This is a genomic window from Paraburkholderia gardini (assembly GCF_907164575.1).
GTDB lineage: Bacteria > Pseudomonadota > Gammaproteobacteria > Burkholderiales > Burkholderiaceae > Paraburkholderia > Paraburkholderia gardini.
On the sequence record NZ_CAJQYY010000030.1, the window covers coordinates 13,777 to 35,852 of the forward strand.

19 protein-coding genes are annotated in these 22,076 nt (G+C 63.0%); 7 read left to right on the plus strand and 12 right to left on the minus strand.

Annotated elements, in window-relative coordinates; translation table 11 throughout:
• Window positions 1-12 precede the first annotated feature (12 nt).
• A complete protein-coding gene (locus LPA34_RS22225; protein ID WP_228982298.1) occupies window positions 13-1,071 on the minus strand; it encodes a fatty acid desaturase in 1,059 nt (352 codons plus the stop codon).
• A 256-nt stretch (window positions 1,072-1,327) separates the two neighbouring features.
• Here LPA34_RS22225 and LPA34_RS22230 point away from each other — a divergent pair, with 256 nt between their 5' ends.
• The 7 genes from LPA34_RS22230 to LPA34_RS22260 all read left to right on the plus strand — a co-directional run bounded on the left by LPA34_RS22230 (window position 1,328) and on the right by LPA34_RS22260 (window position 9,518).
• On the plus strand, window positions 1,328-2,353 hold the full coding sequence (locus LPA34_RS22230; protein WP_228982299.1) for a substrate-binding domain-containing protein: 1,026 nt from the start codon (window positions 1,328-1,330) through the stop codon (window positions 2,351-2,353).
• Between the two features lie 465 nt (window positions 2,354-2,818).
• On the plus strand, window positions 2,819-3,790 hold the full coding sequence (locus tag LPA34_RS22235) for an AraC family transcriptional regulator (RefSeq protein ID WP_228982302.1): 972 nt from the start codon (window positions 2,819-2,821) through the stop codon (window positions 3,788-3,790).
• An 80-nt stretch (window positions 3,791-3,870) separates the two neighbouring features.
• Entirely contained in the window at window positions 3,871-4,929 is a 1,059-nt protein-coding gene (locus LPA34_RS22240) for an ABC transporter substrate-binding protein (protein ID WP_228982304.1), read from the plus strand.
• Between the two features lie 69 nt (window positions 4,930-4,998).
• A complete protein-coding gene (locus LPA34_RS22245) occupies window positions 4,999-5,802 on the plus strand; it encodes an ATP-binding cassette domain-containing protein (protein WP_228982306.1) in 804 nt (267 codons plus the stop codon).
• Between the two features lie 15 nt (window positions 5,803-5,817).
• Window positions 5,818-7,101, plus strand: a complete 1,284-nt coding sequence (locus LPA34_RS22250) for a sugar ABC transporter permease (RefSeq protein ID WP_228982308.1) — start codon at window positions 5,818-5,820, stop codon at window positions 7,099-7,101.
• Window positions 7,102-7,127: 26 nt separating this feature from the next.
• Window positions 7,128-7,856: an SDR family oxidoreductase gene (locus LPA34_RS22255; protein WP_228982310.1), complete on the plus strand. Its 729-nt coding sequence runs from the start codon at window positions 7,128-7,130 to the stop codon at window positions 7,854-7,856.
• A gap of 27 nt (window positions 7,857-7,883) precedes the next feature.
• Window positions 7,884-9,518, plus strand: coding sequence for an FGGY-family carbohydrate kinase (locus tag LPA34_RS22260; protein WP_228982312.1), 1,635 nt, complete (start codon window positions 7,884-7,886; stop codon window positions 9,516-9,518).
• Between the two features lie 185 nt (window positions 9,519-9,703).
• Here LPA34_RS22260 and LPA34_RS22265 read toward each other — a convergent pair whose 3' ends face one another.
• From LPA34_RS22265 to ehuA, 11 genes are all read right to left on the minus strand, one after another.
• Window positions 9,704-10,957 (minus strand): MFS transporter, encoded by a 1,254-nt coding sequence (locus tag LPA34_RS22265; RefSeq protein WP_411179024.1) that lies wholly within the window; start codon window positions 10,955-10,957, stop codon window positions 9,704-9,706.
• Between the two features lie 136 nt (window positions 10,958-11,093).
• The gene (locus tag LPA34_RS22270; protein ID WP_228982316.1) at window positions 11,094-11,825 is read right to left on the minus strand and encodes a ribonuclease activity regulator RraA; all 732 of its coding nucleotides are present in this window, start codon (window positions 11,823-11,825) and stop codon (window positions 11,094-11,096) included.
• Between the two features lie 17 nt (window positions 11,826-11,842).
• A complete protein-coding gene (araD, locus tag LPA34_RS22275) occupies window positions 11,843-13,651 on the minus strand; it encodes an L-arabinonate dehydratase (protein ID WP_228982319.1) in 1,809 nt (602 codons plus the stop codon).
• Window positions 13,652-13,749: 98 nt separating this feature from the next.
• A complete protein-coding gene (locus tag LPA34_RS22280; protein ID WP_228982321.1) occupies window positions 13,750-14,925 on the minus strand; it encodes a porin in 1,176 nt (391 codons plus the stop codon).
• A gap of 213 nt (window positions 14,926-15,138) precedes the next feature.
• Complete coding sequence (locus tag LPA34_RS22285; protein ID WP_228982324.1) at window positions 15,139-16,182, minus strand: LacI family DNA-binding transcriptional regulator; 1,044 nt, start codon at window positions 16,180-16,182, stop codon at window positions 15,139-15,141.
• A 181-nt stretch (window positions 16,183-16,363) separates the two neighbouring features.
• Window positions 16,364-17,671, minus strand: coding sequence for an MFS transporter (locus tag LPA34_RS22290; RefSeq protein ID WP_228982325.1), 1,308 nt, complete (start codon window positions 17,669-17,671; stop codon window positions 16,364-16,366).
• Between the two features lie 223 nt (window positions 17,672-17,894).
• Window positions 17,895-18,686 carry an ectoine utilization protein EutA gene (gene eutA / locus LPA34_RS22295; protein WP_228982327.1) on the minus strand — a complete coding sequence of 264 codons (792 nt, stop codon included), beginning with the start codon at window positions 18,684-18,686 and terminating at the stop codon, window positions 17,895-17,897.
• Window positions 18,687-18,689: 3 nt separating this feature from the next.
• A complete protein-coding gene (gene ehuD, locus LPA34_RS22300) occupies window positions 18,690-19,349 on the minus strand; it encodes an ectoine/hydroxyectoine ABC transporter permease subunit EhuD (RefSeq protein ID WP_228982329.1) in 660 nt (219 codons plus the stop codon).
• Between the two features lie 4 nt (window positions 19,350-19,353).
• Window positions 19,354-20,013, minus strand: coding sequence for an ectoine/hydroxyectoine ABC transporter permease subunit EhuC (ehuC, locus tag LPA34_RS22305; protein ID WP_228982331.1), 660 nt, complete (start codon window positions 20,011-20,013; stop codon window positions 19,354-19,356).
• A gap of 73 nt (window positions 20,014-20,086) precedes the next feature.
• Complete coding sequence (gene ehuB, locus LPA34_RS22310; protein WP_228982333.1) at window positions 20,087-20,929, minus strand: ectoine/hydroxyectoine ABC transporter substrate-binding protein EhuB; 843 nt, start codon at window positions 20,927-20,929, stop codon at window positions 20,087-20,089.
• Window positions 20,930-20,998: 69 nt separating this feature from the next.
• Window positions 20,999-21,901, minus strand: coding sequence for an ectoine/hydroxyectoine ABC transporter ATP-binding protein EhuA (ehuA, locus tag LPA34_RS22315; protein WP_324251773.1), 903 nt, complete (start codon window positions 21,899-21,901; stop codon window positions 20,999-21,001).
• Between the last annotated feature and the right edge of the window lie 175 nt (window positions 21,902-22,076).

The window sequence follows — 22,076 nt, forward strand, 5'->3', positions numbered from 1 at the left end:
GTGTCTCCCCGATTAACGCGCCTGCGCTACGAACGGCTGATCGCCGGCCGGTTCTGCTTCGGCCTGAGCCGCTTTTCCCGGAACGTGTGGCGTCACCATGTAATCGGGATCGTGTCGCTGCATCCTGAAGACATGAATGATTTCGCCCCATGTGCTGAAGAGACCGTCGTATGCGGGCGGCAGATCTGCTTCGATTGCCTTGCGCAGTTTCGGCAGCGCATGAAACGGCACGTTCGGGAACATGTGGTGCTCGACGTGATAGTTCATGTTCCAGTAAAGGAACTGCAGGAAGCGGTTCAGCTTGAGGGTTCGCGTCGAGAAGCGGTGATCGAGTTCGTTCTCACGCAGTCCGGTGTGCTGCGTGATCGCCAGCAGTTCGTGCAGCCAGGCACCGTACGCGCGCGGCAGCAGCAAAAAGACCACCGGCAGCCAGCTGTGCGCGGCGATCGCCCACGCAATCGCGCCGATGTATAGCGCGAGGATCACGCGCGAGTTGCGGCACATCGCGCGATATTCAATCGGCGGGACAACCGCCTTCGCGTTCTTCGACACGATGCCGAAGCTGTGCAGAACGATGTTGCCCAGATGATGAATGCCATGTGAGACGCGCAGGAAATCGGTGGCGAGCTTCAGGTAGTTCGGCGGCCGCGTCACCGCCAGTTCGACGTCGGCTGGCACTGTCGCCGTCAGATGGGTGTACGTGTGATGCTGGGCATGCGACCAGCGGCTATAGACCTGTTCGCGCCACGTCATGAAACAGATGAGCCAATGGACCGACTCGTTCAACCATTCACTCCGGAATGGCGTGCGATGGCGCAACTCGTGTTCGATCGCTTCGGCGAACGCATAGATCGTCCCGTACAGCAGGAGTGCAGGCACGCACCACAGCGTGCCGCGCGACAGCCATGCGAGCACGCCGCTTGCCACGACCAGCGCGATGAAACCGCTGAGATGCAACAACGCGTCCTTATCGTTGCGCCGCGTGACTTCCTTGAGCACCTTCCTGTCGAGCCGGCACTTATACCAGTCGTCCATGGTGATCGTTTTCGTGCTGCCTTGCTGTACGGACATGAGTTGCACCTCAGTGCTTGATGTTTGACCGAGCGGTGAGCCGGATGAAGCATCGGCCATCGTTGAGCCAATTTAAGACTCTTAATGAGCACACGTCAAAGACTAATATGCCTCATTCTGAGCCACAAAGGGTATTCCAGAGGGCATTTCAGGACGATTTTTCATGTCGAAACGCGGAAAACCTCAATAACCTCAATTTGAGGCAAAATAACGGCTACGCGGACACCCTGGTCCGCCCGCAAGTGTGGGGACGCACATGAAAGACAAGCCGACGCTCAAACAGCTGATGGAGATCACACAGCTCAGCAGGGCAACCATCGATCGCGCACTGAACGATCGGCCCGGCGTGCATCCGCGCACGCGAAGCGCCGTTGAAGCGGCGTTGAGGCAACTGGCCTCGGGCTCGCCGGCACGATCGTCGGCTCGCGTCAGGCAGAGCGCTTACGATTTCAGAGTGCTGGCCCAGGCAGGTGACGCATTCACGGACGAACTCACGCGCACCGCAGCCGACCTCGAAGCGGAATTTGTCGCGTCCGGCGTAAATCTCGCGGTCGTGCCATGTGTCGGCGCTTCCGACGACGAAGTTGCCGCCCGGGTACGCGAGGCGGCCGTGGAGACCGACGGCATCGGCATCATCTGCACGAATACCGCAACGACGACCGCCGCACTGCGCGAATGCATGACCGCAGGCAAGCCGGTTGTCACGCTGATCACCGACGTCGATGCCGACGCACGTCATACGTATGTTGGGGTGAATAACCGGGCGGCCGGACAGTCAGCCGCGTTTCTCATTGGACGACATCTCCAGACGCACACTTCCCCGGACGTGGCCGTGGTCGTCGCGACGTTTTCTTATACATGCCACGAAGATCGTGAGATCGGATTTCGTTCGCTGTTACGGCATCGGTTCCCGAACGTGAACCTCGTGGAGGTGATCAAGGGCGCGGACTCCGGGGCCGCGACCTATGAAGCAACCATGCGTTTTCTGGACGAGCACGGGAAGCTCGATGCCATCTACAACGTGGCGGGTGGAAACGAAGGACTGGCGGCGGCGCTGCACGAACGCAACCTGACGGGCCGCACGATCTACGTGACCCACGAAGTCAACCGCATAACGGAACCACTTTTGCGATCCGACGCAATCGACTATCTGCTGACACAGGACCTGCGACTGCTACTGCGCACAGCCGTTGAACACCTGAAATCCGCGCGCGAAGGTCGAGCCGTTCCCGCGCAGGCGATCATCCCGATAGAAACGCATTCCCGTTACTCACTGTATTAACCTGCGTGGACGGGTTGCGACAGCCCCTTCGTGCATCGAGCATTAGCATGATGCGTTGCTGACCGTCGTCGACGATGTCATGTTCGACTTCGAACAGACGCCTTCGAAAACCGCCACGGATTCTGGGTGATGGTGCTCCCGGTGGTGAGTTTCACCACGCTCGCGGGCTGGTGGGGATTCCGTCGCCGTACAGGCCGCCAGACGCGCTCAACTCCCATGTGACGCACCGAAAATTAAATCCGTCGTTACTTCCGGCTGCCCTTACTTCTGGTTCTGGCGCCGGATCGCAACTCACCGGAAATTGACTTCCGGGACCGTAAGGATTTACCCGAATGCAATAAAGTATCGGTCAGCGGCTGTAATTTCAGTGGTGATCTCTCCGCGACAGGGCTAACTTTCATCCATGGCGGAGCGCGATACGGTGTACGCGAACCGCCCGAAAAAAATGGATCGGGAGGAAGACAGATGCACACCATTCGGGCTGCCAGCGCGCATACGGACACGCGTCGCGCCAGGATCGTCCAGCCCGATCTGGAACTAGTCGCCGTGCCGCACGATGAGTCGTTCAAGGTGTGGTCGCATGGTTATCCCTATCGCACGGTGCGCTGGCACTTCCACCCTGAATACGAAATCCAGCTCATTACATCGACGACGGGAAAATACTTCGTAGGCGATTACATCGGCGACTTCGCGCCCGGCAATCTCGTGATGACAGGACCGAACCTGCCGCACAACTGGGTCAGCAATGTGCCGCAAGGCGAGCATGTGGATGAACGCTGTCTCATCCTGCAGTTCGATGCCGGGTTTGTCGCACGCGCCATCGCGGTGTTCCCGGAGATCAGGCGCGTGGAATCCTTACTCGATGCATCGGCGTGGGGCGTGCTGTTCACAGCGGAAACGGGCGCGGCCGCCGAACCGGTCATGCGCGAAATGCTGGCTGCACAAGGCGTGCGGCGCATCACACTGTTTCTTGCCTTGCTCGACCTGCTCGTGCAAGGCGCGGAGCCGGTGAAGCTGGCGAGTGCCGCTCATCATGCGGATCCGGCACGCCATGCCGAGACCCGCATCAATCACGTGCTTGCCTATATCGGCAAGAACCTGTCGCAGGCGTTGCGCGAAGTGGAGCTGGCCGAACTCACGGGACAAAGTGTCAGCGCATTCTCACGATATTTCCGGCGGCATACCGGCGTGCCCTTCGTGCAGTATGTGAACCGGCTGCGCATCAATCTGGCGTGCCAGTTGCTGATGGCGGGCGAACTGAATATCACGGATATCTGCTACCAGGTCGGCTTTAATAATCTCTCGAACTTTAACCGGCAGTTCCTGCTGCAAAAGGACATGTCGCCTTCGCGATGGCGCGCCTGTCAGCAGCTCAATGCTGCCAGCGCGATCGAATCGCATGACTGGCACTTTTCCAGGCACCGTCACGCGAACTAACGAAGTTCAACAACAAGCCTCACCCGCGGTTCAACCACGGCGGCACCACGCCGGAATCTTACTAAAAACGGAGACACTCGATGACCAGCCTTTCGAACCAGTTGATCCGCGCCAGCGCGCTGAGCCTCAGCCTGATGAGCGCCACGGCGGCCATGGCCGCGCCCAGTGGCACGGTTGCCTTCCTGATGCCCGACCAGGCGTCGACGCGCTACGAACAGCACGACTTCCCCGGCTTCAAGGCCGAAATGAGCAAGCTCTGCCCCGACTGCAAGGTGCTCTACCAGAACGCCAATGCCGACGTCGCCATGCAGCAGCAGCAGTTCAACTCGGTGATCGCACAGGGCGCGAAGGTGATCGTCCTCGACCCGGTGGATTCGACAGCGGCCGCGTCGCTCGTCCATATGGCGCAGAGCCAGGGTATCAAGGTGATTGCCTATGACCGCCCCGTCCCTTCGACGCCCGCCAACTACTACGTGTCGTTCGACAACGAGAACATCGGCCGCGCCATCGCGCAGTCGCTCGTCCAGCACCTGAAGGAAACGGGCGTGCCGACCAGCAAGGGCGGCGTGCTCGAGGTCAACGGTTCGCCGACCGACGCGGCGGCGGGACTGATCAAGAAGGGCATCCATGCCGGGTTGCAGGGCAGCGGCTACAAGACGCTGGCCGAGTACGACACACCGGACTGGGCACCGCCGAAAGCCCAGCAATGGGTCAGCGGTCAGATCACCCGCTTCGGCTCGCAGATTGTCGGTGTCGTGGCCGCCAACGACGGCACGGGCGGCGGAGCCATCGCGGCGTTCAAGGCAGCTGGCGTGAACCCGGTGCCGCCGGTGACCGGCAACGACGCGACGATCGCGGGATTGCAGTTGATCATCGCGGGCGACGAGTACAACACGATCCTGAAGCCGAGCGAGATCGTCGCGGCGGCGGCGGCGAAGGTGGCCGTCGGCTTCCTGTCGGGCCAGACGCCGAAGGGTGAAACGACGCTCTTCAATACGCCGTCCCAGCTCTTCAAGCCGGCGGTCATCACGGCGAAGAATCTCAAGGCGGAAGTGGTCGACAAGGGCTTCGCGAGCTCGAAGGATCTGTGCACCGACCGCTATGCCGAAGGGTGCAAGAAGCTCGGCATCACGAACTGATCCGGCGCGAAGCCCGGATGGGACCCGGCTCGCGCCGGGTCTCCTTACTCATCACGAGGTATCCGTCAAATGACTGACAACTCCACAACACGGCCCGGGCCCGGCGAACTGGTGCTGAGCCTGCGCGGCGTCTCGAAGAACTTCGGAGCGGTCTCGGCCCTGACGGACATCGAGCTTGACGTGCATGCCGGCGAAGTCGTCGCGCTGGTGGGCGACAACGGTGCCGGAAAATCGACGCTGGTAAAGGTGCTCGCCGGTGTCCATCAACCCACCACCGGCACGATCACGTTCCGCGGCCAGCCGGTCACGCTTTCCAATCCGGGCGCGGCGCTCGACCTCGGCATCGCCACGGTGTTCCAGGATCTTGCCTTGTGCGAAAACCTCGATGTTGTCGCGAACATCTACCTCGGGCGCGAGCTGAATCCGCTGCGTCTCGACGAGGTCGCCATGGAGGTGAAGGCCTGGACGCTTCTGAACGAGCTGTCGGCCCGCATCCCGAGCGTGCGCGACGTGGTCGCGTCGCTGTCGGGCGGCCAGCGCCAGACCGTGGCGATCGCCCGCTCGCTGCTGCTCGACCCGAAGCTGATCATGCTCGACGAACCGACGGCGGCGCTCGGCGTGGCGCAAACCGCCGAGGTGCTGAACCTGATCGAGCGGGTACGCGACCGCGGCCACGCGGTCATCATGATCAGCCACAACATGGAGGACGTTCGCGCCGTGGCGGACCGGATCGTGGTGCTGCGGCTCGGCCGCAACAACGGTGTCTTCTATCCCGATTCGTCGAATGAAGAACTGGTGGCCGCCATCACCGGCGCCACCGAGAACGCGGTGTCACGTCGCGCCGGCCGGCGCCAGGCCGAACAGGGCGTCTGAACCAAAGGAACGATCATGAGCAACGAAATAAAAGACGGCTCCCCGCCTGAAACGCAAGGCGCGCCACAGCCGTCCACGCTCCTCGACCGCAGCGATATCCGCGTCAAGCACGTCACCGGGATTGGCGACGCCGTCGCCGCCTTCGTCTCGCGGGTGCGCTCGGGCGATCTGGGCGCGCTGCCGGTCATCGCGGGCCTGATCATTATCTGGACCGTGTTCACCAGTCTTAACCCGGTGTTCCTCTCGGCCGACAATCTGGTCAATCTGCTGTTCGACTGCTCGACGGTCGGTGTGATCTCGCTCGGCATCGTCTGCGTGCTGATGGTGGGACAGATCGATCTGTCGGTGGGCTCGATGAGCGGCTTCGCGTCGGCCCTCGTCGGGATGCTGTGGGTCAATCACGGCTGGCCGGTGCTGCTGGCCATCGTCGCCGCCGTCGCCGTCGGCGCGCTCGTCGGTGTCCTGTACGCGCTGCTGCTCAACCGCCTCGGCATGCCGAGCTTCGTCGCGACGCTGGCCGGGCTGCTGGCGATCCTCGGTTTGCAACTCTATGTCCTCGGCGCGACCGGATCGATCAACCTGCCGTACGGCTCGGCGATGGTGAACCTCGGGCAACTCATCATCATCCCCGCCGTCGTTTCCTACCTTCTTGCACTGGCGCCGGGTGTCGTGATGCTGGTGCTCGGGCTGCGCACACGCGAGCGCCGCAGCGCGTCCCGTCTCTCGGCGCCCTCGGTGAGCAGCCTGCTCGTGCGCAGCGTGGCTATCACCGTGCTGCTGGAAGCGGTGGTTGCCTACCTGAACCAGGGACGGGGTGTTCCGCTGATGTTCGGCGTCTTCCTCGGCATCGCGGTCGCGATGGATTACGCGCTCAAGAGGACGCGCTGGGGCCGGTCGATGCACGCAGTGGGCGGCAATCACGAGGCCGCGAGGCGGGCAGGCATCAAGGTCGACGCCATCTACACCAGCGCCTTCGTGCTGTGCGCCAGTCTCGCCGCGCTCGGCGGCGTGCTGACGGCCGCGCGGCTCGCCTCCGCGAGCCAGCAGGCCGGCAGCGGCGACGTGAACCTGAACGCCATCGCGGCGGCCGTGATCGGCGGCACCAGCCTCTTTGGCGGCCGCGGCAGCGCGTATTCAGCTGTGCTGGGCATTATCGTGATCCAGTCGATTGCGAGCGGGCTGACGCTCCTGAACCTGTCGTCGTCGCTGCGCTTCATGATCACCGGCGCGGTGCTGGCGATCGCGGTGATCGTCGACTCGCTCGCCCGGCAATCCCGCGTCTCGCATGGCCGCGCGTAGTTCCAGAGAATCTAGGAGAAAAGTAGATGACTGAATCCTTGAAGGGAAAGATTGCCGCCATCACGGGTGCGGCATCGGGTATCGGCCTTGCCTGCGCGCGCGCACTGATCGCGGAAGGCGTGAAGGTCGTTCTGGTCGACCGTGCAGAGGACAGGCTTACGTCACTCTGCAAGGAACTGGGCCCGAACGCGCTGCCGCTGGTCGTCGACCTGCTGAAGCCGGCGGAGGTCTCCGCGATGCTGCCGAAAATCCTCGATCTCGCCGGCGGCCTCGACATCTTCCACGCGAATGCCGGCGCTTACGTCGGCGGCGAAGTGGTCGACGGCAATCCGGACGAGTGGGATCGCGTGCTGAACCTGAACGTCAACGCCGCATTCCGGTCGGTTCACGCCGTGCTGCCGCACATGATCGCGCGGAAATCGGGCGATATCGTCTTCACCAGTTCCATCGCGGGGATGGTTCCAGTCGTGTGGGAACCGATCTACACGGCGTCGAAATTCGCGGTGCAGGCCTTCGTTCACACGACCCGGCGGCAGCTCTCCAAACATGGCGTGCGCGTCGGCGGGGTGTTGCCCGGCCCGGTCGTCACCGCATTGCTCGACGACTGGCCGAAAGCGAAGATGGAGGAAGCACTCGCCTCAGGCAGCCTGATGCAGCCCGAAGAGGTCGCCGAAGCGGTGCTCTTCATGCTGACGCGGTCGCGCAACGTGACCATCCGCGATATCGTGATCCTTCCGAACAGCGTCGATCTCTGAAACGCCTCACATAACCGACAGTGAGCCATGACCTCAGAAAACCCAACCGCCGGCACGACCGGCAGCACACGTTATGTGATCGGCGTTGACGTCGGCACGGGCAGCGCCCGCGCTGGCATCTTCGACGTTGCCGGACGCATGCTGGCCTCGGCGAAGCGTGACATCACGTTGTTCCATGCGAGCGGCTCGATCGTCGAACAGTCGAGCGGCGAGATCTGGAATGCCGTCTGTGATTCCGTGAAGGATGCGCTGTCGCAGGCCGCGGTGTCGCCCGATCAGGTCGCGGGCATCGGGTTCGACGCCACCTGTTCGCTCGTCGTGCTGGGCGCGGGCGGCCAGCCCTTGCCCGTGGGCCCGTCGGAGCAGGCGGAGCGCGACATCATCGTGTGGATGGATCACCGCGCGGTGGAGCAGGCGGAGCGCATCAACGCGACGGGCCACGAGGTGCTGAAATTTGTCGGCGGCAAGATTTCGCCGGAAATGGAAACACCGAAACTGCTGTGGCTCGTCGAGAACCGGCCGGAGGTCTTCGAGGCCGCATGGCAGTTCTTCGACCTGACCGACTTCCTGACCTGGCGCGCGACCGGGGATCTGTCCAGATCCACCTGCACGGTGACCTGCAAATGGACCTATCTCGCGCATGAGCGACGCTGGGACGAGAGCTACTTCCGCACCATCGGCCTCGGCGTGCTGGCGGACGAGGGCTTTGCGCGCATCGGCGAGCGCGTCGTCGATGCCGGAACGCCGCTCGGCAGCGGACTCACGGCAACAGCCGCATCGGAACTCGGCCTGCGCACCGGAACGCCGGTCGCCACGGGCGTGATCGATGCCCATGCCGGCGGGATCGGCACGGTGGGCGCCGATGGCGAGCCGGAGTCCTGTCTTGGCTACGTCTTCGGCACCTCGTCGTGCACGATGACCACGACCCGCAGTCCGGTCTTCGTGCCCGGCGTGTGGGGGCCTTATTTTTCGGCGATGGTGCCCGATGCATGGCTCAACGAGGGCGGGCAATCGGTGGCGGGCGCGGCGATCGAACGGCTGCTCTCGATGCACCCCGCTGCCCCGGATGCACAGCGCAAGGCGGAACAGGCTGGGCAGTCGCTGCCGGTCATGCTCGCGGCTCTCGCCGCGCAGACGGCGCACAGTTCGTCGGAGGCTGTGTTGCTGGCGAACGGGCTGCATGTCGTGCCGGAGTTTCTCGGAAACCGCGCGCCGTTCGCCGATCCGCACGCGAGAGCGGTGATCGCGGGCCTCACCATGGAAGACGACCTGGATAGCCTGGTCGCGCTCTACATTGCCGGCCTCTGCAGTATTGGTTACGGCCTTCGCCAGATCATCGAAACCCAGGCGATGGCCGGTGCGCCGATCGCGCGGGTGGTGATCAGCGGCGGCGCTGGGCGCCTCGATCTCGTTCGGCAACTGCTCGCGGATGCGACGGGCAAGCCTCTGCTCGCCACGCAGGCGGAAGATCCTGTGCTGCTGGGCTCCGCGATGCTGGGCGGCGTAGCGGGCGGCCAGTTCGACGATGTGCGCTCGGCGATGGCCAGGATGTCGCATATCAGCAAGACCTACGAGCCGGCCGCAGGTGACATCGCGGCGCGGCACGAGGCACGGTTTCGCGCGTTCACGAAGTTGCAGGGCGTGGCGAGGGAAATCCGCTAGAACCGCGACGACGGGAGTGCCGCGTGAGCGGCGTCTATCCCGTCGTCTTCCATCTACGCAAAAACGTGTGGCAACCCGTTTGCCGCGCATGGGCACGCTCTATTCGCACATCGCCAGATGTCCCGATGCCGCCGGCGATCGCTTCGAGGAACCTCGCGCGGGTTTCGAGTGGCGCTTCGCGAGCGTCACCGGCGCCCGGTCCCGGCCACGCTCGCGCCCTTCGCACGACACAGGATCGGCACCGTAATCGCCGCGAACAGCAGCAGGCATGACGCGGGAATCAACATCGGCGCCTTGACGCTGCCAGTGGTCTCGCGAACCCACGGCACCAGATTCTGCGCAATGAAGCCCCCGATATTGCCGAGCGAATTGATCGCCGCAATGCCCGCCGCGGCCTGCGCGCCGAACAGGAACTTCGAAGGCAGCGTCCAGAAACACGGAATCAGCAGATACATGCAGGGCGCGCCGAAACAGAGCGCGGCGAAACGCAGCGTATTGGTCGGCAGAAACACCGCGCTCAGGAAGCAGGCGACGCCGAGCAGCGCCGCGATCAGCATCGCGGTGATCGCCCGGTCACCGCCTCTTAGCTTCGAGGGCAGCCACGCCAGCACGATGGTCGCCATCAGCCACGGAATGATGTTCAGCAGGCCGTTGGTCGTGTTGCTGACGCCGAACCCCTTGACGAGCGTCGGCAACCAGTAGCTCACGCCGTACACGGAAATGGACAGCATCATGTAGTACAGCGCCATGCCGATCACGCGCGGCTGCACCAGCACACTGAGGAGGGAAGCATGGCCGGAGCCCGGTACATCCGCCTGCGCGCGTTCGGCGGCGAGCGTCTGGATGAGCCATTGCTTTTCGTCGACGGCAAGGAATCTTGCCTGGTCCGGCGACGCGGGCAGCAGGAACAGTACGACGAACGTGAGCAGGATCGACGGCACGCCCGTCACGAGGAAGACAAGTTGCCAGCCGTGCAGGCCGGCGAGTCCACCCTTGTCGAGCAGCCAGCCGCAAATCGGCGCACCGATCATGTTGCCCAGACTGCTGCCGACCGTGAAATATCCGAGCATCCGTACCCGATGCCGCGCCGGAAACCACAGCGTCAGATAGTAGATCACGCCCGGATACAGCCCCGCCTCCGAGGCGCCGAGCAGGAACCGCAGCACGTAAAACATCGGCGCGCTGCGGGTGAACGCGAGCAGCACGGTGACGATGCCCCAGCTCAGCATGATGCGGGCCATCCAGCGCGGCGCACCGTACTTGTGAAGCATCAGGTTGCTGGGTACCTCGAACAGCAGATAGCCGATGAAGAACAGCGACGCGCCGAGTCCATAGGCCGCCTCGGAGAGCCCGAGACTGTCGAGCATCTGCAGCTTGGCGAAGCTGATATTGGAGCGGTCGATGTACGCCACCAGATAAAGCAGGCCGAGGAGCGGCATCAATCTGAGCGCCAGACGATTAATCAGGCGCGCTTCGCCGATTGCCGGCGCAACGATATTCACGATGCCTCCTGCGCCCGCGCTGTCCGCGCGGGCGATTGCTGTGGGACGGATCGAAAAGACCTTCAGCGTCCTGTTATTTTTGCGCGAGCCATTGTGCGTAAGCAGCCAGCGTTTCTTCGTTCGGCGGGTACGTGCCGCGTAACGGCCGGCCTTCGTCGATACGCTGCGAGATGAAAACCTCGAGCTGCTCCTGCTCGATCGAATCGCGCGCGACGCCTTCGGCCATCGCGCGCGGCACGATCACGACGCCATCCACGTCCGCGACGACGATGTCGCCCGGATACACCGCCACGCCGCCGCATGCGATCGGCACGTTCACGTCGACCGCATGATGTTTCGCCAGATTCAGCGGTGCACTCGCGCCGGCGCACCACAGCGGCAGACCGAGTTCCGCGATCGTGCCGCTGTCGCGCACCGGTCCGTCGGAAACCATGCCCGCGACACCCCGTTTCGCGAGCCGCAGCGCGAGAATCGAACCGACCGAGGCCACCGTGCGCTCGCCCCGGCAGTCCTGCACCAGCACGCTACCCGGCGGCGCGGTTTCGACCGCCTTGCGCTGCGGGTGGTCGGGGTCCTGGAATATCCCGACGTGGTCGATGTCCTCACGCGCGGGAATGTTGCGCAGCGTGAACGCCGGGCCCACCAGATTCGCCGCGCCCGGCGCGGGTTTGACGAGCGGCGCGACGCCCTGCAAAAACACGTTGCGCAGGCCACGTTTGAACAGCTGCGTGGTGAGCGTGGCCGTGCTGACATGCCGGAGCTGCTCAAGCGTGGCGTCGCTGACGGTGATATCGGATGCAGTCATGAAGTGCCCTGAATGGGTTAGTGAATTTCCGGCTCGTTGCGCTTCGCCGCTTGCGACGTGTCTTGCGGCGCATCTTGCGTGGTCTGCTGAAGAGATGCCGGGGCGGACTCCGCGGGAGGCCTCACAGGCTCTTCGAGGAAGTCGAAATCGCAGCCCTTGTTCGCCTGCGTCACGTGCAGTTGATGCATGACGCCGAAGCCGCGCTCGAACGGCCGTTTTGGCGGCATCCATGCGGCCTTGCGCGCCGCCAGTTCCAGCACGCTGATATCGAGATGCAGGCGGCGGGCCGACACGTCGAGTTCGATCATGTCGCCATCCTTCACCAGTGCGAGCGGGCCACCGACGAACGATTCGGGCGCCACGTGCAGCACGCACGCACCGTAGCTCGTGCCGCTCATGCGCGCATCGGAAATCCGCAACATGTCGCGCACGCCCTGCTTCAGGAGCTTCTGCGGAATCGGCAACTGGCCCCACTCCGGCATGCCGGGTGCGCCGATCGGGCCGGCGTGCTGCAGCACGATCACCGAATCGGCGGTCACGTCGAGTTCTTCCGTGTCGATGCGCGCCGCCATGTCGGCGTAGTCGCGAAATACCACGGCCGGGCCGCGGTGCTTCAGCAGATGTGCTTCCATCGCGGCCGGTTTGATGACCGCACCGTCCGGCGCGAGATTGCCGGTCAATACCGCAAGCGCGTCGCTCGCGACGAGCGGATTGCCACGCTTGCGGATGACGTCGTCATCGAAAATTTCCGCGCCCTCGATGTTGGCGCCGAGCGTCGAGCCGTTGACGGTCATCTGCGTGCCGTCGATCAGCTCGCCCAGTTCGGCGAGCAGCGCGCGCAAGCCGCCTGCGTAGAAAAAGTCTTCCATCAGATACTGGCCGGATGGGCGCAGATTGCCCAGAACCGGTGTAATGCGCGCGAGTTCATCGAAGCGCGCTGTCGTCAGGTCGATGCCGGCGCGGCGCGCCACCGCCACGAGATGGACGATCGCATTCGTCGAGCCGGACATCGACAGCACGGTGGTGATGGCGTTGTCGAAGGACTTCGCGGTCAGGATGTCCGACGGCTTCAGGTCGGTCCATACCATCTCGACGATGCGCTGGCCGGTCAGCGACGCAAACTGCGCGTGCCGCGAATCCACCGCGGGAATCGACGAGAATCCCGGCAGTGTCAGACCGAGCGCCTCGGTGGCGCTCGTCATCGTCGAGGCCGTGCCCATCGTCATGCAGTGACCCGGCGAGCGCGCGATGCCGCTTTCGATGCCCTTCCACTCTTCCTCGGTGATTTTGCCCGCACGCAACTCGGCCCAGTATTTCCACGTGTCCGAACCACTGCCCAGCGTCCGGCCGTTCCAGTTGCCGCGCAGCATCGGCCCGGCCGGCAGAAAGATCGCCGGCAGGTTCATGCTGAGCGCGCCCATCAGCAGGCCGGGCGTGGTCTTGTCGCAGCCGCCCATCAGCACGCAGCCATCGAACGGATAGGACTTCAGCAGTTCCTCGGTTTCCATCGCGAGGAAGTTGCGGTACAGCATCGTGGTCGGTTTCTGGAACGGCTCGGCAAGCGTCATCACCGGCATCTCGACCGGAAAGCCGCCCGCCTGCCAGATACCGCGCTTCACCTCTTCGACGCGCTGCTTGAAGTGCGTATGGCAGGAATTGATCTCACTCCAGGTGTTGACCACGGCGATCACTGGCTTACCCATGTAATCCGACGCGTGGTAACCCATCTGCGCGGTTCGCGAGCGATGACCGAATGAGCGCAGATCGTTCACGCCGTACCAGCGGTAACTACGAAGCTCTTCGGGAAGTTTTCGGTTCGAGGTCAAGCTGAGTTCCACCTATAAGATAAAGATTGCCGGTTCCGGGGCGCTGGGGCACGGGTACAGCGAGGATGCGCAAGCGCATCCCCGTGCGCCTCACCCGGCTAGAACAGGAATGCGATCCCCACCATGCCGACGAATTGCGAATTTGTCGACGACGGTGTCGCGTTCTGCGAATCGCCAACCGAGGGCGTCGCGTCGATGATATTGCCTGCGCCATTCGCGCCCAGCGTCTGGCCGCTGGCACGCTGATACGCCTCCAGTGCATACAGCGAGGTGCGCTTCGACAGGTGATAGGCCTCCTTCAGCGAGTACTGCTGATAGCGCGCCGCACTGGAGATGCCGTTCGCCTTCGACGCCAGCGTGTACGAGAACGCACCAGCCACATCGAAAGCCGGCGTGAAGCGGTACGTGGCGAGCGCGGCGTAGGTGTTGAACACAGCGGTGTCGCGGAAAATCGAGTGGTTGCCCGACACGTATTCGACGTTCGTATACGTGACGCCCATCATCAGGTTGCCGATCGTGTAGTTGGCGGCGGCCGCGATGTGCTGGATCGTCTTCGCCGACGCGTAGCCCGTGTTCAGCGAAGACGTGCCGAAGCTGCCGGTGGACGCCGGATCGAAGCCCGTGGTCTGTTGCGCGTTGTCCATGCGCAGATAGCCCGCCGCGAGGCCGATGGGACCAGTCGCATACTTGACGCCCGCGCTGATCGTCTGCCCCTTGCCGGTGCTGCCCGCAATGCCGCCGAGCGCGTACATGCCGCTGGCCTGCAGGCCGTTCCAGGTCGGCGTCGTATAGACCAGCGCGTTGTTGATGCGAATCGTCGTGTCGAGCCCGTCGATGTCGCCAGGATGCGCGCCGGTCGCGCCGGTCAGCCAGGTACTCGACGCAAGCGGCCCGACGAACAGGTAGTACGGCGTGTACTGGCGGCCCATCGTGAACGTGCCGTATTGCTGGTTCTGCAAACCCACGAACGCTTCGCGGTTGAAGATCTGCGAGGACGACGACAGGGCGCCGCTATTGAGATCGAAGCCGTTCTGCAAATCGAAGATCACGCTGGTGCCGCCGCCGATGTCCTCCACGCCGCGCAGGCCCCACTTCGACGCATACAGATTGCCCTGGCGCAGATAGAAGTTCGAATGACCCTTCTGGTTGTTGGCGTAGACGAACGCGTCGTCCACCGCCCCGTACAGGGTCACGCTGCTTTGCGCATTCGCCGCGCCGGCACCCAGTGCCGCACCTGCGATCAGTAATGCCTTTATTTTTCCGTGCTTCGTCATCACGCGTCTCCTTCATCCTGTTTTTGTAAATGCAGGCGCTTGCCTGCGAGGTACGCGTGGCCCGCCCGCTCAATGACAGCGATATCATCGTCAACGTCAAAAAAACTGCCGGAGCAGTTTAGAAATGATAACGCAATCATTTAAACAAAATACAAAGGGTAAACCCTTGGCGTTACGTGAATCGTGTGTTGCAAGGTGAGCTGAACGCTCCCCTCAGGCCGTCTCGCGTCCGACCAGCGTGAAGCCGATATCGATCTTCGGCCGCGCCGGCGAGCCGTCGAGCCGGTCGATCAGACAATGCGCGGCGGTCATGCCGATGCGGCTGCCGTCCATTTGAACCGTGGTCAGGGCCGGCACCAGGTCGGCCGAGAACTCGAGATCGCCGAAGCCGCACACGGCGAGCCGCGACGGCACATCGAGGCCGCGGGCCCTCGCCTCGCTCAGTACGCCGAGCGCGAGCAGATCGGAGCCGCAGAACACTGCATCGACATCCGGGCGCTCCGCGAGAATCGTGGCAAACGAGTTATGCCCCTGCGCCACCGAGCTTGGCGGCTTGACGAGGACCTGCGCGACATTGTCGATGCCATGACGCGCCATGGTCTCAATGAAGCCCTCGCGACGGGCCATCGCACGTTCGTCGTTGGCCGAGATAATGGCTGGACGCCGCTTGCCGCGCGCCAGAAAGCGCTCCGCCACGGCGACCCCGGCGTCGTGGTGCGAGAAGCCGACCAGCATGTCGACGGGCGTGTCGGTCATGTCCCATGTTTCGACGGTGGGAATATTGACGTTCAGCAGCCGTGCACGCAGCGCTGACGAACGCGCGACGCCGATCAGCAGCATCGCTTCCGGACGCCGGCTCAACAACGCGTCCAGCACCTGGCACTCGTCGACGTCGCTGTACCCGCTCAGGCCCAGCAAAACCTGATAGCCGGCGCGTGACATCGCGTTGCTGAATGCCTGGATGGATGCCGCGAACAGCGAATGCGTGACGGTCGGCACGATTGCGGCGATGAGCCGCGACCTGGACGACGACAGGCTGCCGGCGAGCCGGTTCGGCACATAGCCGAGCTGCTGGACGGCAAGCTGGATACGTTTGAGCGTTTCCGGCGCGACAACCTGAGGATTGTTGAGCGCGCGCGACACCGTGATCGGCGATACGCGCGCCAGCGTCGCGACTTCAGTTAGACGGATCTCCCGTGATCCGCCACGCGGCCGTTTGCCGGCAAACGGCGCCACTTTTTCTTTTGGGCTGGGCATTAATAGTCTGATTCACGGTCTGCACAATTGTTACGCGGAAATTCCCGGAAGGACGGCCCGGGAACTTCTTCCCGGGCCGTCCTTCCAGATTGTGCGCGAATCAGAGTCTACCTTACGCCGCGGGCCTTCCCGCAACAAAACCAGGACACAACACAAGCCGTTGCCGGCTTCAACGCAGCGTTCAGGCCGACGTAGTGTGCTGCCCGCGCAGCTTCACCGGCGTCATGCGCGGCATCAGCAGATGAATGACACCGAGCGCGACCAGATAGGCCGACGCACCAACCGCGAAGAGCGCCCAGTACTGACCCGTGCGCTGCAACGTCTCGCCGATTACGCCTGAGTAGAAGAACGAGCCGACCATGCCTGCCACGCCGCCGATACCGATCACGGTGCCAACCAGCCGGCGCGGGAACACGTCGCCGACCGTGGTGACAAGATTCGCGGACCACCCCTGGTGAGCCGCGGCGGCCAGACCGACGGCGAACACCGCATACCACAGGCTTTGAAAATGCGAGAGCGTGGCAATCGGCAGGACGCACACCGCGCAGATGCCCATTGCGACCTTGCGTGCGACATTCGGCTTGCTGGAGCGCTTCATCAGACGGGACGACAGCCAGCCGCCCGCCACACTGCCGCCGGATGCCATCGCATAAATGACGATCAGCGGCAGACCCAGATTGCTGATGTCGATGTGCCGCGACTCGTTGAGCCATTTGGGCAGCCAGAACAGATAGAACCACCACACCGGATCGGTCAGCAGCTTGCCGAAAATGAACGCCCAGGTTTCGCGGTACTTCAGCACCGAAAGCCAGCTCACGGATTGCTCGACGCCTTCGTCCTGGTCCGCATTGATGTACGCCAGTTCGCCCGCCGATACCGACGGATGCTCCGCGGGAGGACGGTACACCAGCAGCCACACCGCCAGCCAGACGAAACCGGTCGCCCCTGCCACGACGAAGGTCGCACGCCAGCCCCACATGACCGCGGCAATCGGCACGAACGCCGGCGCGACGATCCCGCCGATAGTGGCGCCCATGTTCCACAGGCCGGTGGCCAGCGCGCGTTCCTTCTTCGGAAACCACGTGGCCGTGGTGCGGATGGCGACCGGGAAGTTCGCCGCCTCGCTGAAGCCCAGAAAACCGCGCACGGCCGCGAAGCCCGGGACGGTCGCCGCCACCGCGTGCAGCATCGCGGCGAGGCTCCACATCGCCATCGCACCACCGTAGACCACTTTGGTGCTGAACCGGTCAGCGATCCGGCCAAACGTCGCAAGGCCCACTGCATAGGTGACCGTGAACACCATCACGGTCTGCGCGTACTGGATCTGGTTCCAGCCAATATCCTTTTGCAGCAGTGGGGCCAGCAACCCCAGCATCTGGCGATCCATGTAGTTGATCGTCGTCGCAAAAAAGATGAGCGCGCAAATGGTCCATCTGTATCGTCCGCTGGCCGCTTTTCTGGCAACGGAAGTGGCTTCCATGATTTTCATCCGTGTCTCCGCAAGTTTTTTATCGATGGTATCGCTGTCATTTCAAATTAGCAGACAGCGCACCTCGCCGCGCAAGTATAGACCTGAATGGTATCGCTGTCATTTCATGTGGTCAACATGCCCCTGCTCCATGTCGACTCAGCGGTCGTGGTTAGCGGGCTCGACGTTGGGGATGGGACCGCGAGTATCTTGCATGGGACCGACCGTCCGCCTGGCGTAGCCTTCAGCGTTCCTGTCTGGCCTGACGTTCAACCAGTGGCAGCGTCATCAACCGCCCCCGCGCAGGTCTGGCCGCGCTGTCGCCGCAAAGACGCAGACACATCCAGGCAGTGGCGAGATTGCTGCTCACGACCGCCTTGCCGATCGAAGTCTCGATTTTCGCGATGACAGCCGCCGCCCGTACCGCCGTGCAGGAGATGAAGAGCGCGTCGGATTCTTCAGCCATTGCGTCAAGCGCGAACGCGACGATATCGTCGTGCGAAATCCGCGCCATCTCCCGGTCATCGGTCAAACCGAGGCACGTGAAGCGGTCGATGATGAAACCTTGTGCAGTGAAGTACCCGGCCATCGGCTGGCTGGTTTCAACGGTATAAGGCGTCAGCACGCTGATGCGGCGCGCGCCAAGCGCTTTTAGCGCGGTCACCGCGGCGGCCGTCGGCGTGACGACCTGTGCCTCGGGTTTCGCCGCATGAATCGCCCGTTCGATCTCCGCGTCGCCGATCATGACGGACGCCGACGTGCACGAATACATCACCACGTCGAGCGCTTCGCCGGGCAGGATCAGCGCGGCGCCGGCGGTCAGCGACGGCTGCATCGCGAGCAGATTCTCCCGTGTTACCGGGTTTGCATACGGCACGCGATTCACGTAGATACCGATACGCTCATTCGCGACGAGTGCCGCAAAGTCCGGCTCGGTCGTGTGATCGGTTGCGAGGATCACGAGGCCGATGCGCTTTTCGAGCGCACGCTCGTCGAGTTGCGGCGTTTTGCTTAACGGATGGATCACGGTCGGCATCGTCTAGTGCCCGAGATGGGGATAACGTTTTTCGAGCAGCCGTACACCGACCACCGCGACAAGGCTGATACACAGAAACAGCACGCCGACGAGCGTCATCGGTTCGAGGTAACGGTAGTCCGTGTTCGCGACGATCTTCGCCTCGTTCATCAATTCGAGGACCGTGATCGCCGACAGCAACGGCGTTTCCTTGAACATCGAAATCAGATAGTTCGCGAGCGCGGGCAGCATCGGCGGGACCGCTTCGGGCAAGATGATGTGCCGCCACATCTGCACCGGACTCAGGTTGCACGCCCGGGCGGCTTCCCATTGCCCACGGGGTACGTTTTCAATGCCGGTCCGGTAAACCTCGGCCGTATACGTCGCGTAATGAACGCCGAGCGCGAGTACACCGGCGGCGAGCGCCGGCATCCGGATACCGATATCGGGCAACACATAGAAAACAAAGTAAAGCTGCACGAGCAACGGGGTGCCACGAATAAAGCTCGCCACGGCCGTTGTGGTACGCGACACCGCGCGATTCGGCGAAAGCTTCAGGATCGCGAACGCCATGCCGGTCACCGCCGCCACCACCGCGCCAAGCAGGGTCGCGAGCACGGTGATCTTCAGGCCCTGCAGCAGGATCGGCATGATCTCGCGCGCGAAACTCCAGTCCCATTCCATACGGTTATCTCCTCATCCCGTCGAGACCAAAGGTCATCCGGCGTTCAAGCTTGCGCACGCCGAACGAAATCAGGCAGGCCATTGCGAAATACAGCGCGAGAATCGTCGCGAACGGTATCAGCGTATTGCCGGTTTGCGCGCGTACGACCTGCGCCTGGAACGTCATGTCGCCAAGCGAGATCAGCGAGACGACTGCCGTGCCCTTGAGCAGCTCGATCGCGTTGTTGCCAAAGGTCGGCAGCATCAGCGGCAAGGCTTGCGGCAGGATCACGTGACGCATGCGCTGATACGTGGACAGATTCAACGCGACGCATGCACTCCGCTGCTCGTCGCCGATCGCGACGATCGCGCCACGTACTACTTCGGCGCCGTACGCGCCCACGTTCAAGCCGAGTGCGAGCACGCCGGCCTGGAGCGGCGTCAGTGTGAATCCGACCATCGGCAATACGAAATACGCCCAGAACAGCTGGACGAATACCGACGTGCCGCGGAAAAACTCGATATACGAGGTAGCGAGCGCGCGCACCGCAAGGAATCGGGACAGCCGCCCGAGTCCCGCGACGAAGGCCATCACGAGCGCAAGCACCGTCCCCATCACAGTGAGTTCAACGGTTGCCTCCGCGCCTTTCAGAATCAGCAGCAGATAGCCGGACCAGTCGTTCATGAGCGCACCTCGCAGGCAACGGAATGACCGTCTGGCGTGCTACTGCATAGCGTGCCAGACGGCCTGGGCAGATCTAGTTCTTCGCCGCGCACAACTTGTCGCGGGTCGTCGACATCGCCGCCTTTGCCGAGAATCCGTACGGCTCGACGATCTTTGCGAACTCGCCGGATTCCTTCATCTTCTTCAGTTCGACGTCGAAAGCATCGCGCAGTGCGGTGTCCTGCTTGCGAAATGCCACGCCGTCGCATTGCACGGGCGTGCCCTGCACCGGCGCGATCGATTCGAGGTTCGCGTCTTTCGCTTTGGTGAGCAGGTCGCTGATCGACAACAGCGGCAGTGCGAACGCATCGATGCGACCGTCCTGCAGCATCTTCAGTCCACTCTGACCGTCCGGCACGATGATGACGCGTTCGGTCGGAATATGCGCGGCGGTCGCGAGTTTCTGTTCGGTCGTGCCGCCTTCGACGCCGATCACAGCCGCAGGATCCCTGGCGATTTCCTCGTAGGTCTTGATGCTTTTGGTGTTGCCCTTCTTGACGGCGAACGCCTCCACCGCGCACAGCACCGGCTCCGAATACGCGACGGCGGCGCAGCGCTGCGGCGTCATGAAGAGACCCGCTGCGATCGCATCATGCCGTCCCACCGCGAGGCCCGGAATCATCGCGCCATACTCGGAGATCGACGCGACGATATCGTTGACACCCAGCTTCCTGAACACCGCACGCGCCACATCAGGCCCGGCGCCCGTCACCTTGCCGTCGGCGCCGACCGCGGTAAACGGCGGTTCGTTGGCGATCGCGATGCGCGCGAAACCTTGCTCCCTGAGTTGCGCCAGTTTGTCCTGCGCGGCGACCGCAAGGCCGGTCAAGGTCAGCAGCGACAACGTCCCCGTGATCAGAATCCCTTTCAATTTCATGATTTTTGGCTCCTAAAGCGTGGTGGTGTGCAACGACAGGCGTGTGTGGCGTGGTGTGGTATACGACGGTCAGATCCGGCGCCCCCCCGCGATGATCTTGCGAAGAAATGCCTTGGTGCGCTCATGCTCTGGATGACTGAAGATATCTTCGGGCTTGCCCTCCTCCACGATCCTGCCGCGGTCGAAAAACAGCACACGGTCGGCAAAATCGTGTGCGAAACCCATTTCATGCGTGACGAGCAACATCGTCATGTCGGTCTGTCTGGCGAGCCGCTGCATCACGTTCAGCACTTCTTCCACAAGCTCGGGATCGAGCGCTGAAGTCACTTCGTCGAACAGCATGATTCTCGGTGCGAGGGCAAGCGCCCGCGCGATTGCCACGCGCTGCTTCTGGCCGCCGGACAGTTGCGCCGGACGGCTCTTTGCCTTGTCGGCCATTCCGACCATGTCGAGTAGTTCCAGCGCACGCTTTTCCGCCGACTCGCGGCTCTCGCCCTTGGTCAGCATTGGCGCGAGCGTCACGTTATCGAGCACGCTCTTGTGCGGAAACAGATTGAAGTGCTGGAAGACCATGCCGATCTTCTCGCGCATCCTCTGCAGATGGCGCTCGTTCGCAGGCACCATCTGGCCGCCGCGCGGCATATGAAACAGCTGCTCGCCGTCTACTTCGATGTGGCCGCCATCGATCGATTCGAGCGTCATCAGAATGCGCAGGATCGTGGTCTTGCCGGAACCCGACGGGCCGATCAGCGCGAGCTTCTCGCCCGGCATCACGTCGAGCGAGAGTTCGTCGAGCACGGTCAGCGCGCCATAACGCTTCGTGATGCGATCAATACTGATCAACGGCTTCGTCATCGACGCCTCCCGGCGTGGCAAAAAGGTGTCGCCAGATGCGGCCGGGCAGTCCGGGGGAAGGGTCGCCGGGGCGACGCCTGAAACGCCCAGCATGTCGGTGACTCGCGCGGTGTTCATATCGATCCGGTTCCCGTTCGTCATACCTGACCTCATTGAATGGGGTGCTGCGAGAACAACTCTGCAAACGAGAATACAAAGCCATATTCGGTATCCGATTGCTCTAGAACAATTCTTTTCCCCGCGAAAACCGGGCCACGCCATAAGGCGAAAGGCTGTCCGGGCAAGAAGCCGG

Coding starts and splice junctions, on each gene's coding strand:
- LPA34_RS22225 (WP_228982298.1), bottom strand. CDS start 1,071: ATGTCCGTACAGCAAGGCAGCACGAAAACGATCACCATGGACGACTGG.
- LPA34_RS22230 (WP_228982299.1), top strand. CDS start 1,328: ATGAAAGACAAGCCGACGCTCAAACAGCTGATGGAGATCACACAGCTC.
- LPA34_RS22235 (WP_228982302.1), top strand. CDS start 2,819: ATGCACACCATTCGGGCTGCCAGCGCGCATACGGACACGCGTCGCGCC.
- LPA34_RS22240 (WP_228982304.1), top strand. CDS start 3,871: ATGACCAGCCTTTCGAACCAGTTGATCCGCGCCAGCGCGCTGAGCCTC.
- LPA34_RS22245 (WP_228982306.1), top strand. CDS start 4,999: ATGACTGACAACTCCACAACACGGCCCGGGCCCGGCGAACTGGTGCTG.
- LPA34_RS22250 (WP_228982308.1), top strand. CDS start 5,818: ATGAGCAACGAAATAAAAGACGGCTCCCCGCCTGAAACGCAAGGCGCG.
- LPA34_RS22255 (WP_228982310.1), top strand. CDS start 7,128: ATGACTGAATCCTTGAAGGGAAAGATTGCCGCCATCACGGGTGCGGCA.
- LPA34_RS22260 (WP_228982312.1), top strand. CDS start 7,884: ATGACCTCAGAAAACCCAACCGCCGGCACGACCGGCAGCACACGTTAT.
- LPA34_RS22265 (WP_411179024.1), bottom strand. CDS start 10,957: ATGCCGCTCCTCGGCCTGCTTTATCTGGTGGCGTACATCGACCGCTCC.
- LPA34_RS22270 (WP_228982316.1), bottom strand. CDS start 11,825: ATGACTGCATCCGATATCACCGTCAGCGACGCCACGCTTGAGCAGCTC.
- LPA34_RS22280 (WP_228982321.1), bottom strand. CDS start 14,925: ATGACGAAGCACGGAAAAATAAAGGCATTACTGATCGCAGGTGCGGCA.
- LPA34_RS22285 (WP_228982324.1), bottom strand. CDS start 16,182: ATGCCCAGCCCAAAAGAAAAAGTGGCGCCGTTTGCCGGCAAACGGCCG.
- LPA34_RS22290 (WP_228982325.1), bottom strand. CDS start 17,671: ATGAAAATCATGGAAGCCACTTCCGTTGCCAGAAAAGCGGCCAGCGGA.
- eutA (WP_228982327.1), bottom strand. CDS start 18,686: ATGCCGACCGTGATCCATCCGTTAAGCAAAACGCCGCAACTCGACGAG.
- ehuD (WP_228982329.1), bottom strand. CDS start 19,349: ATGGAATGGGACTGGAGTTTCGCGCGCGAGATCATGCCGATCCTGCTG.
- ehuC (WP_228982331.1), bottom strand. CDS start 20,013: ATGAACGACTGGTCCGGCTATCTGCTGCTGATTCTGAAAGGCGCGGAG.
- ehuB (WP_228982333.1), bottom strand. CDS start 20,929: ATGAAATTGAAAGGGATTCTGATCACGGGGACGTTGTCGCTGCTGACC.
- ehuA (WP_324251773.1), bottom strand. CDS start 21,901: ATGAACACCGCGCGAGTCACCGACATGCTGGGCGTTTCAGGCGTCGCC.